The 14,832-nt window shown below is 56.5% G+C and carries 7 protein-coding genes and 7 pseudogenes; 7 read left to right on the top strand and 7 right to left on the bottom strand.

From position 1 onward, the window contains the following. The first annotated feature begins 228 nt into the window (after positions 1-228). The 3 genes and pseudogenes from JCM25156_RS03455 to JCM25156_RS30625 all read left to right on the top strand — a co-directional run. On the top strand, positions 229-567 hold the full coding sequence (locus JCM25156_RS03455; RefSeq protein ID WP_025812157.1) for a DUF1493 family protein: 339 nt from the start codon (positions 229-231) through the stop codon (positions 565-567). 42 nt (positions 568-609) lie between these two features. After that, a pseudogene (locus JCM25156_RS21175) lies at positions 610-1,432 on the top strand (IS5 family transposase). Between the two features lie 727 nt (positions 1,433-2,159). Then, positions 2,160-2,549 (top strand): annotated as a pseudogene (locus JCM25156_RS30625) (transposase); the annotation flags it as partial. 254 nt (positions 2,550-2,803) lie between these two features. Here the strand turns inward: JCM25156_RS30625 and JCM25156_RS03475 are convergent. Then, positions 2,804-3,385: a TetR/AcrR family transcriptional regulator gene (locus JCM25156_RS03475; protein ID WP_025812160.1), complete on the bottom strand. Its 582-nt coding sequence runs from the start codon at positions 3,383-3,385 to the stop codon at positions 2,804-2,806. A 121-nt stretch (positions 3,386-3,506) separates the two neighbouring features. On the opposite strand from JCM25156_RS03475, the pseudogene JCM25156_RS32345 reads away from it, so the two are divergent. Further along, positions 3,507-4,486 (top strand): annotated as a pseudogene (locus JCM25156_RS32345) (SDR family NAD(P)-dependent oxidoreductase). Positions 4,487-4,837: 351 nt separating this feature from the next. Here JCM25156_RS32345 and JCM25156_RS27640 read toward each other — a convergent pair. The 5 genes and pseudogenes from JCM25156_RS27640 to JCM25156_RS21190 form a co-directional block, all read right to left on the bottom strand. Then, a pseudogene (locus JCM25156_RS27640) lies at positions 4,838-5,187 on the bottom strand (IS5/IS1182 family transposase); the annotation flags it as partial. A 48-nt stretch (positions 5,188-5,235) separates the two neighbouring features. Then, complete coding sequence (locus JCM25156_RS03485; RefSeq protein ID WP_025812161.1) at positions 5,236-5,745, bottom strand: RidA family protein; 510 nt, start codon at positions 5,743-5,745, stop codon at positions 5,236-5,238. A 4-nt stretch (positions 5,746-5,749) separates the two neighbouring features. Next, positions 5,750-6,172, bottom strand: coding sequence for a c-type cytochrome (locus JCM25156_RS03490; RefSeq protein WP_025812162.1), 423 nt, complete (start codon positions 6,170-6,172; stop codon positions 5,750-5,752). Then, a pseudogene (locus tag JCM25156_RS21185) lies at positions 6,172-7,770 on the bottom strand (flavin monoamine oxidase family protein). The gene JCM25156_RS03490 and the pseudogene JCM25156_RS21185 overlap by 1 nt, the downstream one beginning before the upstream one ends. A gap of 183 nt (positions 7,771-7,953) precedes the next feature. Then, positions 7,954-10,262 (bottom strand): annotated as a pseudogene (locus JCM25156_RS21190) (TonB-dependent receptor plug domain-containing protein). Positions 10,263-11,135: 873 nt separating this feature from the next. Between JCM25156_RS21190 and JCM25156_RS21195 the strand changes: the two are divergent. After that, positions 11,136-11,794: pseudogene (locus JCM25156_RS21195) on the top strand (IS5/IS1182 family transposase). A 173-nt stretch (positions 11,795-11,967) separates the two neighbouring features. On the opposite strand, the gene JCM25156_RS21200 reads toward JCM25156_RS21195, so the two are convergent. After that, the gene (locus JCM25156_RS21200; RefSeq protein ID WP_025812168.1) at positions 11,968-12,405 is read right to left on the bottom strand and encodes a protein tyrosine phosphatase family protein; all 438 of its coding nucleotides are present in this window, start codon (positions 12,403-12,405) and stop codon (positions 11,968-11,970) included. A gap of 861 nt (positions 12,406-13,266) precedes the next feature. Here JCM25156_RS21200 and JCM25156_RS30640 point away from each other — a divergent pair. Then, a complete protein-coding gene (locus JCM25156_RS30640) occupies positions 13,267-14,226 on the top strand; it encodes an ABC transporter transmembrane domain-containing protein (RefSeq protein ID WP_242402448.1) in 960 nt (319 codons plus the stop codon). A 164-nt stretch (positions 14,227-14,390) separates the two neighbouring features. Beyond that, the coding region (locus JCM25156_RS30645) for an ATP-binding cassette domain-containing protein (RefSeq protein ID WP_242402449.1) at positions 14,391-14,832 on the top strand (442 nt) is incomplete at its 3' end.

Consider the following 14,832-nt stretch of genomic DNA (forward strand, 5'->3'; position numbering starts at 1 on the left):
AAACCCAGCTTCCTGCCTGTCCGTCCACGCGGCCACGAACGCGCGGGACGGTTCTGTGCTCCGCCCTTTCCATTTCTTCTGTCCCGCAGTTCCAAACCTGTTGGCGCGCTACAAGGAGCATGGGTAGGCTGAACCATCCCATTCGTTGGCTATGTCGTCATGACGAAGGACGTTATTGAAATCAGTTAGGCGCTATAACACTTTGGTCAAGCCGGAGGATTAAATAGCATGGTAAAATCTTACGAAGACGCACTATCTGAAATCTTGTCATTTATCTCTGAGCAAGTTCCCGGCCCGAAACCCCGCGAATTGACAGAAAATACGACACTGCGAGGCGATCTTCGTATGCACAGCGATGACGCTGAGAAGCTCATGTGCCGTTATTTTGAGCGCTTTGATGTAAGCGCTCAAAATTTTGATTTCGAAAAATATTTCCCAGAAGAGGGTGAAGGAATCATAGGCGCACTGCTATTCGGCTTTCTGAATAGAAAGCGTCCTAAGGCAAATCCTAAGCCCCTGACTATAGCCATGTTGGCGCACGCAGCTTCTGTTGGTGCTTGGGTCTAAGAACCTGTTTGGAACATCGGCGAGATATGATTCAAGCTTTGGATGTGGACGCCAGAGCAGAGGGGCCGGATGGCCAGGATCACCCGCAAGACGAAACGCTATCCGTCTGACATGACGGACGAGGAATGGGAGCGGATCGCGCCTTTGATGCCGCACCCCGGACGGCGTGGAAGGCCGCGCGAAATTGAGTTCCGCGAGGTGATCAACGCGGTGCGCTATCTGGTGCGTTCAGGCTGTGGCTGGCGGATGCTGCCGATCCACTTCGGGCACTGGCGGACTGTTTACGGCTGGTTTCGCGAACTGGCTCGACGCTTCCTGTTCCAGACCATCCATGACGTGGAACTGATGATGGACCGGGCTCAGGCAGGCCGCGACACCAGACCTACGGTAGCGGTGATCGACAGCCAGAGCATCAAGGCGCTTCACGCGAAAACAAGAGGTTACGACGCTGGCAAGAAGGTCGTCGGCCGCAATCGCCACATTGCCGTCAATACGGACGGACGCCTGTTGATGATCAATCTTACCTCTGTCGATATCTCGGGCAGTGCAGGTGTCCAGATGATCCTGGATACTAGCTGCAAATGCTGGCCCTGGGTGAACACCTGTTCGCCGATGGCGTCTACGATCGGCTCAGGCTCATGGACAAGGCGGCTTATCTCGACTTCGTCCTTGAGATCATCCGCCGTCGCGAGGGTGCCAGAGGCTTTGAGGTGCTGCCGCGCCGATAGGTCGTAGAACGAACCTTCGGCTGGATGACCAGATGGCGGCGTCTGGGCTGGGATTACGAGCGTCGCATCGACGTATCAAAGGCCATGATTCTCGTTGCATGGGGGTCAGTCTCATGCGCAGAAACGCTCATCCATGATTTTCCAGACAGGATCTAACACTACAGTTGCAATTCGTTTTCCGGGCCGAAAAGGTAAAGAATTTAGGGCCTTTCACGACGTAAACCGCCTGAAATTCGAGCCTTCCTGCCAACATTGGTTCTATGAGCAATTGAAGAACAAAATGAACTGCAAATGTAGTGCTAACACCATTACCTGAGCCTAAAGCACGCCCATCTTATTCCGGTTCATAGCAGCCATGGCGCGATTCTTTTCTATTCACCGCTCAGAATGCCAAAAGAAAGAGATACGAATTTTCATGGATTTGACATCGGCGGTGGACTGGAAGCAGTCGATGGCGTTCGAGACCGAAGTGGAAGACCAACCTGGAATTATGTTCTACGTTGGGCAAAAGACTGGAGGCGCGTGCGTATTTACAATGTTCCAGAACGGGAGTTCAAGTTCTATTCGGAGTAAACCTATGTGATGGCGTTTCCTCATATTGGCACTCTCTCTCACATTATGTCCGGCTTATGCGCGTTCTCCGTCTTCCCCGGCTGAAAGCGTTCCCGTTCCCTCGGCTTTCGCAACACTTGAATCTGTCGTAGCGAAGGCGAAAACCGTACATTGCGACACTGATGACTGAAAATCCATGCTCATTCACGTCATAAAATGCAACTGTAGTGCTGGCAGCCTGCCGGGTTAGATTACCCTGTGAAGGGGGAAGGTTGTAAGGTGGTATGATGAACAGCTTCATCCCGTTTGACCGGTCTCCCGGAGACGGTGCTCGCCGGCACCGGTTACGCTGGCGGACAGGCGATCCGGAAACTGCGGAAAAGGGGCATTGATCCTCTGGCCACCATTGAACGGCCCTGTGCCCGCCGACCTTACGATTCCCGGCCCCGGCCCGAAGAAAGGGAGCCACGCCGGATAACCGAACCCTGGCGGCGCGCCATGAAGGACAGGCCGGAAATCACAGAAGCCGGAGATCTTTACAGACAACGCAAACAGACCGTCGAGCCGGTCTTTGGAATTATCAAAAGCATTATGGGATTCAGAAGATTCAGCTTGCGTGGCCTTGCAAAGGTCACGACCGAATGGACCCTCGTCGCACTCGCATATAACTGCAAAAGAATGGCACGGCTTCAGGTAGCATGAACCGGGTTAGCCTCGGCCTTATGACCCTCAAAATGGCCAACCCGACAGGCTGCTAGCATAGATTCACGCAGTCTTGGCAGATACTCCACAGATCAGCAGGGCAGAACATCCTTGACAGAACGCCAAGCGTCTCATTGGCTTGATAGGGGATATGGCGAACAGGCGGGGCAAGACTTCCTCGTCCTGTCATAGCGCATGACGATACGTCGGGTCTGAACTACCCTGATTTTATGCTCGATCATACTCTTCATGTATTACAATGCTAATGCCCGTGATCCGGCAATGAGAATATCGATCAGGCGTTTCGCACTGGTTTCCCAACCGGGGCCAGCCGCATAGTTCGAAACGCCCGCGAGGGCACGGAGCAGGTCGAGTGGTTCGATATCCGCATTGATGTCGCCATTCGCGACGGCAGCCGCCACAAGTCCGTCGATCGCGTTCTGGAGAACCGTGCCGGACTGGGCATAAAGTGCGCTCGTTCCTCCGACCAGTCCATTGAGGGCAGGGGCGATGACCTGCTTGGCGGCGATGTAATCCACGAACAGCCGCATCCATGCACGCAGCGCCTCTACCGGCGGGTATTGGGCGGCAAGGACCGGTGCGGCGTCGGCAAGGCGGTCCAGTTCGGCGCGATAGACCGCCTCGATCAGCGCATCGCGATTGGGAAAATGGCGGTAAAGCGTTCCGATTCCGACGCCAGCATGGCGGGCGACTTCATCCAGAGGGATATCGACTTCCCCTGCCGTGAACGCGGCCTTGGCTACTTTCAGGAGAGTTTCCCTGTTGCGCTGTCCATCGCTGCGTGGTCGGCGGCGCGGCTTTTTTTCGTCGGTCACCGGTTTTCCTCTTGCTAAGCGGAGCAATCCTCCGCATATATCAAGCGGAGCTACACTCCATATAACATCCTTAATGCCATTTCGGCAAAAAACGGATGCATCCTTTCAGGGAGTTTCCCCCATGACACAGACTTTTGGCGCAAGCTCGACAACGGAAGATGTCCTCTCCAGCGTATCGCTGAAGGGCAAACGTGTTCTTGTAACCGGCGTCTCCGCCGGTCTGGGCGTTGAAACCGCGCGTGCCCTTGCTGCCCATGGTGCCCATGTGGTGGGGGCCGCGCGCAATCTGGAAAAAGCAGAGCATGCCACCACGCAGGTCCGTGCGGATGCGGCGCGTGGGGGCGGAAGCTTCGAACTGGTCGCCCTGGACCTGGCTGATCTTGCCAGTGTCCGCGCCTGCGCCGATCAGTTGAACGCAACCGGGCTTCCGTTCGATCTGGTGATCGCCAATGCGGGTGTGATGCTACGCCGTTCGGTCATACCAAGGACGGGTTCGAAACGCAGTTCGGCACCAATCATCTGGGGCACTTCGTCCTCGTCAATCGGATCGCGGGATTGATGCGCACCGGCGCACGGTTGGTGAACGTGTCCTCGGCCGGACATCGTTTTGCGGATGTTGACCTGAAAGACCCGAATTTCGAGCATACGGCGTATGATCCGTTCATCGCCTATGGGCGGTCCAAGACAGCCAACATCCTGTTTGCCGTCGCCTTTGATGCACGGCATCGCACGCGCGGCGTGCGCGCAACAGCGGTGCATCCGGGGGGGATCTTGACCGAACTGACACGTTACATGCCAGCAGGCGGCATTGAGGCGATGGTGGCGCGGATCAATGAACAGGCTGCGGCTGAAGGCAAACCGCCGTTCCAGTTCAAGACCATTCCACAGGGGGCGGCCACGGCAGTTTGGGCAGGTGTAGTGGGGGCTGCTGACGCGGTCGGCGGCCATTACTGTGAAGACTGCCACGTAAGCCCGGTCGTGCCCGATGACCAGCCGATCAGTCTGGTCAGTGAAGGTGTGCGGGCCTACGCGCTCAATCCTGCGCACGCCGAGGCGCTGTGGGCAAAAAGCGAGGAAATGGTTGGAGAAAAATTCTCCTGAAACGCCCGTGCTCCTGTTTCCGGCATAACAGATACGTTTGATGCCCAGACAGACATTTTACCGATGTGTGTGGTCCGGGCACAGGGAGATGGAAGACGTCTCCCTGCGTTTTCGTGCGAGGATACTGATTGTAAAGCGTCCTGTCGCTTTCGGTTTGCCCCTGCCTGTCGTGATTCTGCATGGGTTCTATCTTTGCGCCCGAATTCCCTCCATCTTCTGTCATCCTGTTTTCAATCGGGCGTTCGGGACGATTTTGTTTCTTCGTTGCTCCAGATCGCGCTTGATCTTGGTGTTCTGCTGGTGACATGGCAGCCTGTGTATATTTCGGTAAAGGCACGGGCGGCCATGAGAGTATTGCCGGGGTGCTTTCCGCCATCGGTGTTGCCAACGCGATCGTTCTCCGCAAGTCTCCCTTTTCGTAGTGAAAACCGTCCTTCGGGAGCCCTTTTGGAAATTTACGGATGATCTCGGCCGTGAATTTGGAAAAAGTGGTCCTGTCCATCAACTGCAGGCGATCATAGGCCTCATCTGCGAACGGATGCTTCATCCACGGCCAGCGTTTACGGATGGCATCCGGGATCATCTGTTCTCCCGTATTATCCAGGTCCGACCAGAAGCCGTCGGCCATCCGTATCGACGGCAATGTACCGCTTGCGACCGGTGATCTTCCTGCCAGCGGCATAACCACGTTCCTTTGCGTGGCCGGATGGAAATTTGCGCCGCAGATGAGCAGGGGCCATGACCGTGTGTTACTTCGTAGGCATACGTACAGCGGTGACCTCGATTTCTACCAGCCAGCCCGGATTGGCCAGATGCGCAACACCAACAGCGGAACGGACCGGCAGGTTCGGCTGTTTTGCCGTGCCGAAAAACTGGGTATAGGCTTTCATCATGCCATCAAAATCCAGCTTGCCCAGCCCAGGGTCATCGGCCATGTAGATGTGCATCTGCACTACGTCGCCCATGCCCAGACCCAATTTTTTCAGTTCATCCTGAATACGCTGCAGGGTCGCAAAGGTCTGCGCCTGCGTGTCCCCATAGGCGGCAATGTTATGCGGATCCGCTTTCCTGTCCTGTACCGGCGCACCCATGCCGCTGAGGTAGATGGTGTTTGCCCCGGCCGGAACCTCGATGGCGGAGGCAATGGGGAACCGCCCTTCGGAATGGCGCACAACGCCATCATCCGCACAGGCAGGAAGCGCCCCTACCATGCCCGTTATGATGATGAGGCCCGCAACTGTCTTTTTAAGGTCGAACATCTGCTTACTGCTCCTGCGGTGGTGCGGCGGGTCGCTGGGCGGCGACATCGGCCGGTGTTATGGCATCCGTGTAATGATTGCCAAAATGCGTGCGGATGTAATTCACCACATTGGCAATCTGGTCATCTTTCAGCGTACCTGAAAACCATGGCATGCCGCCATATCCGTTCATGATTACATAGACCGGATAGGCACCGCTCTGCAGTTTGGTATTGCCGGCAAAGGCCGGGAACTGCGCGCCAGCCCCGGTCGCTCCCTTGCCATCGGGCATGTGACAACCCTGGCAGACATGACGATATACGTCCTCGCCCGTGTTCAGGGGCTGGACCTCACCGACAATCGAACTGGCGCTATCCGCCTGCGCGGGATCGGAATGGACCAGAAGTGGCAGGGCGGCAAAAACGGATATGAAAAGGATCTTGCGCATTAGCTGGCTCCCTGCGCGCGCCGGTGCAGTTGGGTTATGGCATCCAGCGCGGAAAGGATGGCCCCTTCCTGCCAGCAACCTACATAGGAGGCATGTTCGCCAGCCAGTACGACGCGGTTATCCATCGTACACAGGGCCTTGTAATGGCTCTTGCGGGTCTGCTCATTCCACATCGAGCAGCACCCCATGACCCAGGGCACACGGCTCCATGCAAAACTGACCCCGTTGGAGAACTCCTTGCGGTACTGCCTGTGGATGACCTCACCCTGTGCCAGGGCATGTTCGATCCGCTCTTGCGGAGTCATGCCTGCAAAATCGTACGCTGCCGGACCGAACATGTACCCCCCAGCAGCACCGCGGGCCCGCGGGAGAAATAGCCATGGCTGGGATAGGAAATCTGGCTGATCGGCTGGTCAGTAAAGCTGATGCCACCGTAAATCTGTTCGTCCTCCTCCCAGAACCGACGCTTGAATTCCAGCCCCAGCTTGACGGAGGAGGCATAGGGCACGGCCATGATCGCGGATTTGAGCGGCGCACCGACCTGCACATCGAGTTGCGACAGGATGGGAAGCGGATGGTGCATACGCAGTAATCGGCCTGCGCCTCACGCACGGCGCCGCCATGGGCCATATCGTTATAGGTAACCTTTACACCCTTGTCGTCCTGATGGATCGCGGTGACCTTGCAGTTCAGCGTAATCAGGTCATGCACCTGCCGGTTGAAGCCCTTGCCGATCATGTCCATGCCACCCACCGGCTGGAACATGGTGGTCTGCATGTCGAGACGTTCATGGAAGGCAAGCCACGTCCACAGGCCGGAGCGCATGACATCCGTGCGGGCAAATGGCGCGGACGGAACGGGCGCGCCATTTATGCCGCCACCCGGTGCCTTTTCGTAGCCACGGGTTTCGGAACTGATGGTGCCCCTGGTGTAATTCAGCCTGGTATCGAGACTGCCCCACTGCCGCATGGCGGTCATGACATGTTCATGTTCATCGGCCGAGATCATGTCATCAAGCTTGTGCTGGTCAATCGCCTTGCCCAGCAGTTCCGCCGTAAAGCCATGGAAATCCGAGGCGAATTCCCGGTACCGGACCGGTTTGCCATCAAACGCCCGGCTCGAATGGAGCATGAATTGTGGTTCAGTTCCACAAATGGTTCCAGTTCCACCCCGAATTCGCGGCAGTAATGCAGCAATCCCTGGTGATGGTAGGGAATACGCCAGGGACCGGGATTGGTGTAATTGCCGGATGCGAAGCCGACCTTCTGGGTCGCACCACCCAGTTCGGTTACGGTATCGCCCCCACGCAGGCTGATATTGCGGCCACCGGCCCGGTTCTGGAATTCCAGAACCTGCACATGATAGCCTGCCTTGCGCAGTTCATAAGCGGCAAGCATGCCCGCAAGTCCCGCCCCCAGAACCAGCACACGTGTGCCGGGCTTCGTACCAGACAGGACGGGGGGAGATGTAAAATCAGTGCCCTGCGCGTGTCCCATGGAAGTCATGGCCTGATACAGGGCGGCACTACCGGCGAGTGTGCCAATGCGGGTTAAAAGTTGCCTGCGCGTGGGCGCTTTGCGCGGATGAGCATTTGTCACCAGAAAATTCCCATAACAACAACCATAATGAGCCTGGCTTCATTGCCCGGACGGATTTGGGCCGGGAACAATGTAAGCGGATATGAGGGGCCTGCCGCAGAAAGCGGCAGGGCTTATGTCCATCATCAGTAAAATACCCATGGCATCAGCCACGGGTATCCGGACTTCAACTGTTGGAGAGGATCAGAAGTTGGCGTTGAGACGGCCATAATAATACCCGCCATACATGGGGATCTGGGCGGAATCCTCATCATATGGCATGGCGCCCAATGCATTGAGCGCCTGCGGGACCATGCGTGGACGCACGTTGAATACGTTATTGGCGCCGACCGCCATGTGCCAGTTCTTCTTGAAACGGAAGCCAATTTCAATATCCGTTAGCCAATGTGGCGTATTGATGAACTGCTGCAGGGCGTTGTTGGAGTACTGCAGGGCCGCAGGACCCCAGTCCTGATATTGCATCATGTCGCTGGTCTGGCCATAGCGGGTCTGACGGATGTTAAAATCCCAGTTCTGGTAGGTATAATAAGCGTTCAGGATAATCTTGCTGCGCGGATAATCGGTTGTGATTGCCGCGATGTCCGAAAGATTCAGATCCGCGCCGTTATGGTGCAGGCGGGTACGGTTGAGGTCAATCGACATCGATAGCAGCAGATTGCCGTATTGATGGAAGCGGAACATGTAATCCGCCTTGATGTCCACACCCTGTGTGCGGGTGCTGGCGCCATTCGTGAAATAGTCGGCGTAAACATCGTTGTAACCGGTAAAGCCGGTTGGCAGGGAAGCCAGCTGGGCAATGGCCTGCGCCGCGACCTCGCCCTGCGTCGTATTGCCGTAAGGGGTAGAGCCGCCGAAATTCGTATCCTGAACGATGCGGTCACGCATATTGATCTGGTAGACGTCGGCTTCCACGTGGAAACCGTCGACCGGCTCCAGCACGATACCACCGCTGACGCTGGTTGAACGCTCGGGCTTCAGTTTGGTCGCGCCAATGGCCTGGGCCGCAGAGGAATCAGCGGCAAGCAGGCCGCTGGCGCCCGTGGGTGAAACATTGACGGCGCTGAAATGGGATTCAGCCAATGTCGGGGCACGGAAGCCCGTGCTGATGGTGCCACGGATGGCGATACGTTTGTTGAAGTTGTAACGTGTAGAAATCTTGCCGTTTTCCGTATTGCCCACGTCGGTGTAATGCTCCAGCCGCCCGGCAAAATCCAGTTCCCACTTCTTGGTCAGGTGGAAATCACCATCCAGGTACCACGCCCAGATGTCACGGTACCATGTGCCAGCCGAACCCGGAGAGATGCCGGCATAACCCTGCGTTCCACCCCCCATGTAGGAAACGGGATTACCTGCGGTAATGTTGTAGGATTCCATCCGTTCTTCAGCGCCAAAAGCGAGCGTCATCGGAACGACGTCCCCGATCTTGAAACGACGACGGAAATCGACATTGTTGGTCCATTGCACCATGCTGTAACTTTCAGCCCGCGCCTTACGGGGGCTGGAGCCGTAATCGGCAACATAGGATGTATTCAGGGTATTCTTGTTGCCGATCTTGTCGATATCTTCACCATAGGTGGAGCTGATATCCCAATTGAAGCCCATGAAGTTATCGCCCTTCAGGCCCAATGTCGCGGCAAAATCGTTTTCTTCCATTGTTTCCAGCGGTGAGAAACCATAGGGCGCGATGGCGGCGCAGGCATCGCAGGAGCCACCTACGGTGGGAGTCCGGTAGTTCTCATAAGATTCCGCATGACGATGGGCGTAGGTGATCAGCCATAGAAGTTGATTCCGGGCGTAAACTGCTTGCCCCATTCAATCGCCAGGTTTTCACGCGTTTCTTCCGGCGTGCTCATGATCTTGTTGGAGCGGTCTGAAATATTCCCTGCATTGACACCAGTATAGGTCGCGCTGCTGGCGTCGGCGGGCTGGGAACCAAGCAGGCGATGGTCCCGTGCGTTGTTGGCTACGAAGTGGTCCGTATGGTACATCTGGCCGCTGATATGCAGGAAACCATCCTGCCCCAGCTTCATGCCGCCATCGGCATTGAGCTGATAGCCCCAGCCATCACCGTTATAGGCATTCGCGCCGGTCTGGCCGCTCAGGTTCAGGCCGTGATCCTGTTTCTTGGTAATGATGTTGACCACACCGGCAATCGCATCGGAGCCATACATGGCGGCCGCGCCATCTTCCAGCACTTCGATATGATCAATGGCGTTGGCCGGAATCATATTCAGGTCAACCGGGGTCGAGCCTGAATCCGGTCCTGAATCAGCATAAAGATTGGCGGTTGTATGCCGGCGCTTGCCATCCACGAGTACCAGCACTTCGTTCGGGTTCAGACCACGCATGCGAATGGCGGAGGTCAGGGCGCCCGCATCGGCCCCCATTGTGCTGACATTGATTGAGGCATAGGTGCGGGTCAGGGCGTCGGCCAGGTTCATCTGTCCCGACCGGCGCAGGGTTGCCGCACTGACAACCGAGACGGGACTCATGCTGTCCCGCGCCTTTCGATTGACTGCGTGTGTGCCGGTCGAAACATTTATTGTTTCTACACCGGAACTGTTCACGCCGTTGGTATTTTCCTGCTTCAGGTTCTGCGCAGCACGCGTATGATTTTGCGGTGTCGTTGCACGACGTGCGCGGATTGTCGTGTTTTTTTCTGGTTTCTGTTCCTCGGTTACAGAATCACCATTAGGTGTGGCGGCGACTGCTCCGAAAGAAACAAAAGAGCAGATAGTCGTAATTAGGAAAGAAGTTCGTCTGTTCATGATGCCCCGCGATTCTTCTGTCGAGTTACGATATTGACGGGGCGCGATGATTATCGAGGAAAAAATAGATGCCATATCGTTTCGAGGACGACATGTTGCGTCATTGTCACAGATTCGTAACAATCACGAAATATTGTATTCATATGGAATAGAGAACCGAATAACCGCATAGGTAATCATTCGATTCCGGTTCATGACTTGCTTTGGAGGATGTTTGAAAACAACTGATTGATAAAAAACAATAAAAGTTTTTGGGTCCGCCTTTTCAAAAAGGCGACGGTCCCCCTGAAGCTTTTTGAAAAAAGTTTCATCCAAAACTTCCTTATGGGTACAAGGATTTCGTGGATTGGCCTGTTTCAGGCAGTCTCTTATGGAATCTGGATCGCTGTATGCGGCGAAGGTTGTGGCAAAGAGGGGCTGAAGAGAGCGGGTTTGGTTAGGACAGGCTACGAATAAGTATGACCGCTCCTTCTTTTCATCGGGCCTGAACGGACACCTGAGAGAAAATCCCGGATGACAGGCACAGGATGGAGAATATGGCATAGAGGACGTGATGTACTTTCGTACCTGACTGGTGCAGTGAGCAAGGGATGATGCCTGCACGCAAATCGTATTCCTTCTGACGTATCAGGCGAGGAATGGATTCTGTTCGTCCCGCATCTGGTCCTGATTGTGCGAGGATGTGGAATCACGGCATCATGTATTGCGCGAACTGTTCAATGGGTTGCGTTCCATGATCCGCTACGGGATTGCGCTGGCGCGCCATGCCGGGCGACTTTCCTGTCGCTGGATGGGGAGCGGGCTGTTTTGATGCTGATCTTTGTGCCGTGCGGCGTATCGCCTCTGGCTACAAGGCGGAGCCAACGGCAGCTATTCTCGAAAAGATGGTCTTGCGTTCAACACCGGAAAGCGGACCACGTGCCGGATATGATGGGGGCAAACGCAAAAAGGAATCAAAACGGCATCTGCTGGTCCTGCATGTGACGCCAGCCAGTCGGGATGATCGTGCGGAGGTCGGACGTCTCGCCGTTGTCATTCAGGATGCGACGGGCGAGAGCGTTGAACTGGTTTATGTCGACCGGGATTATACGGCCGAAAAGCCTGCCGGGACAGCATGGGTCCACGTTGAGGTCGTCGAGCGATCTTTCGCACGCGCCACCCGCTGCCGCAGGCCCGTCAAGGATTACGGGCGCTATGCCTCAACTTTCGCATGCTTCATGCTCAGACATGCCGCTACTTGCGTTCAAGGAACATAACACCCTCTGGACCTGATCAGAAAAGGCGGGCTGCATCGTGCTCTTTACAGGTAATTATGCAGCCCGTCCTGTCATTCAAGACTGGCTGGCCTTAAAATGGCGCTTCCATTTTGCATGAGAGCCAGGCGTACACCTGACCATTACGGCACATAATAGCCCCGGAACAGCATGGATCAGGCGCCTGTATCTGGCCTTGAAGCTGCGGCAACGGCGGCGGAAAGGTCAATGCCAGCCTTACGCCCCGCCTCCAGTATCTCTGCATCCGGTAGGGTGCCGACCTGAGCCATTGCCCATAACTGTGCGGCCCGTGTGCCGGAGCGGCAATATCCCAGAACGGGGCCGGGCATGCGCCTGAGGGCCATGCGCATGCGGGCTACGGCATCGGCATCCGGCAGATGCCCCGCCTGCACCGGGATGGCCGTAAAATCGAGCCCCAGACAAAAGGCGGCCTGCTCGATTTCCTTGCAAGGCGCATGATCTCCCGGTTCACTATCAGGACGGGCGCAAAGGATACTTTTGAATCCATCGGCAGCCGCCTTGTTGATGTCGGATACGGTCATTTGCGGCGCAATAGAGAACATAGGTGTAAGGGCGCGGGCGAATTCTTTCACGAAATAAATCCTTTTCTGAACATAAAACAGTAACAGCCTGATATTTGCGGGATGTTTAATGGTGCGCGTATGTCTTCCATGCCGCTGCCTTCCAGTTCTGACATACGGCTACAACGTATGTGGACTGTAGGGAGGGCATGGGGCGTGTCATGACGATCCTTTCCGACACATTGTCATTGCACGGGGCTGTCGAATGCCCGTTCAGTTTTTGTAGTGCTTTTCCATTCGGGTTCATTCTGGTTGAGCGGATCATGGGTTTCGGGATTGGCAGAGACATTTGCCCATCAGGGAATGTCCCGATCACTGGCAAAGGTTGGCTGTGAACCGTAGGGGACTGCATGCCCGCTTCCTCCCTGACCCTGATAATTTATCTTATACATATCTTATGTATAAATGTAACTAAAGATTCTCATTTCGTCAAGGAGGCTTCCTTGGGGCAAGGGGTGTTCCGTTCGGCTGTGCGGCGCATTGGCGGTGTGGTTCTGGATTTCAGTGCTTGGGTTGTGCAGGGCGCGCTTGCGCTTGGCGGTCTGCGGGGGTTTGTGAGGGGTGTCACTGTTTCTCGTTTGGCTGAATTTGTGCCGGTCTTCGCTATAAGATCATTGAATTTGCAATGTAATATATCCTCCCCGGACAGTGGTAGTGCGCCAACCGGGCTGTCGGTCGCTGGTCCGTTTGTAAGGGCGCATTAATGAATGGCGGCTCCCGATCTCACTTCGTCCGGCTGTTTTGAGGGCTTTCAAAGAAGACCGGCCTGTTCCTTCTTGACATCAAAAGATTACATAATTAACTTAATAACATATTCATAAAATATGTAATTATCTGTCCTGATATGGACGGACGAATGGTGTGAAAGTGGTCATGGATTCTCCCGGCAACAGAACGCTCATGGGTTTTACGCGGCGCATCGGCCTCTGGCTTGGTGCGGCTGTTGTGCTTGGTGGGGCGGCGGCGGTCATGCTGGTGCTGCAACTGGCTGTGCTGGCGCGTATCGTGTCGGATCTTGCATTCCATGGCCGCGCCGTTTCCGATGAGTCTGCCGGGCTGGCAATGCTGGTGGCCCTGCTGGCCGGGCGCGCGCTACTGCAATGGGCGGCCGATATGGTGGCAAACGAAGGCAGCCTGCAGCTGGCCACAGCCATACGTGGCGAACTGCTGCGTCACCTGTTCCATGTCGGCCCGGTTGGTCTGGCCGGGCAGGCGACCGGCCAGATGGTCACGGTACTGGGCGATGGCGTTGCCGCGCTGGAAGCCTATTTTGCACAATATGTACCGCGTGCCGCCATGATGGTGGTCCTGCCGCTGCTGGTGCTGGGCATGGTCCTGAATCTGGATGTATGGAGTTTCATCATCCTTGCATGCACGGGGCCGCTTGTTCCCGTTTTCATGGCGCTGGTGGGGTATCGTGCCCAGGTGATCATGGACCGGCAGTGGACGCAGCTCCTGCTTCTGGGGTCCGCCTTTCTCGATACATTGCAGGGGCTGACCACGCTGCGGCTGTTCGGTCGCGCGCGGGATGCGGTGGCCGCCGTGGCGGGCATGGCCGATGAATATCGCATCACCACCATGTCGGTCATGAAAGTGGCATTCCTGACATCGGCCGTGCTGGAATTTTTCGCCAGCCTGTCCATTGCGCTGGTGGCCGTCGTGTTCGGCGCGCGCCTGCTGGACGGGAAGGCGGATTTCCAGTCGGCTTTTCTGGTCCTGCTGCTTGCGCCGGAATATTTCATGCCGCTCCGCGCATTCTCGGCCAGCTATCATGCGCGCCAGAATGCAACAGCCGCCATGCGGGCATCAGTCAGCTTTTTGCCCTGCCAGTAACCGCCATCCGGCCCGATGCGCGGGGCAGCACGGTCGGCGCACCGCTGGTCTCCATAAGCTGTGAAGATGTTACGGCCGGATATCAGGCGGATGCGCCGGTGCTGTCGCACGCAGGCTGTACGTTCAGGCGGAATGTTCTGACGGTTGTAACGGGCGAAAGTGGCGTGGGTAAAACCACCCTGATCCGGCTGCTGCTGGGGTTGCTGCGCCCCATGCGGGGGCGTGTCATTGCCGTGGATGCATGTGGCGTGGCGCATGCCCGCTGGCAGGACAGGATTGGCTGGGTGCCCCAGCAGTCCCGGCTGGTCCATGGCACCATTGCCGAAAACCTGCGCCTGGCCGACCCGATGGCGGATATGGACACCCTGCGTGCCGCCGCGGAGCAGGCCGATGCCCTGTCCTTTATCGAGGCCCTGCCGCAGGGGTTTGATACTCCGGTGGGTGAGCGCGGTGCGGGCCTGTCGGGTGGGCAGGTGCAGCGTCTGGCATTGGCCCGCGTGCTGTTGCGCAACCCGCAGGTGCTGATTCTGGATGAACCCACCGCCAATCTCGACCCGCGGAGTGAACGGCGCGTGCCGCGGCCATTGCGCGGCCGGCGGCGGTGGG

This window comes from Komagataeibacter kakiaceti JCM 25156 (genome assembly GCF_000613305.1).

Coding starts and splice junctions, on each gene's coding strand:
- JCM25156_RS03455 (WP_025812157.1), top strand. CDS start 229: ATGGTAAAATCTTACGAAGACGCACTATCTGAAATCTTGTCATTTATC.
- JCM25156_RS03485 (WP_025812161.1), bottom strand. CDS start 5,745: ATGTTCGACCTTAAAAAGACAGTTGCGGGCCTCATCATCATAACGGGC.
- JCM25156_RS03490 (WP_025812162.1), bottom strand. CDS start 6,172: ATGCGCAAGATCCTTTTCATATCCGTTTTTGCCGCCCTGCCACTTCTG.
- JCM25156_RS30640 (WP_242402448.1), top strand. CDS start 13,267: ATGGATTCTCCCGGCAACAGAACGCTCATGGGTTTTACGCGGCGCATC.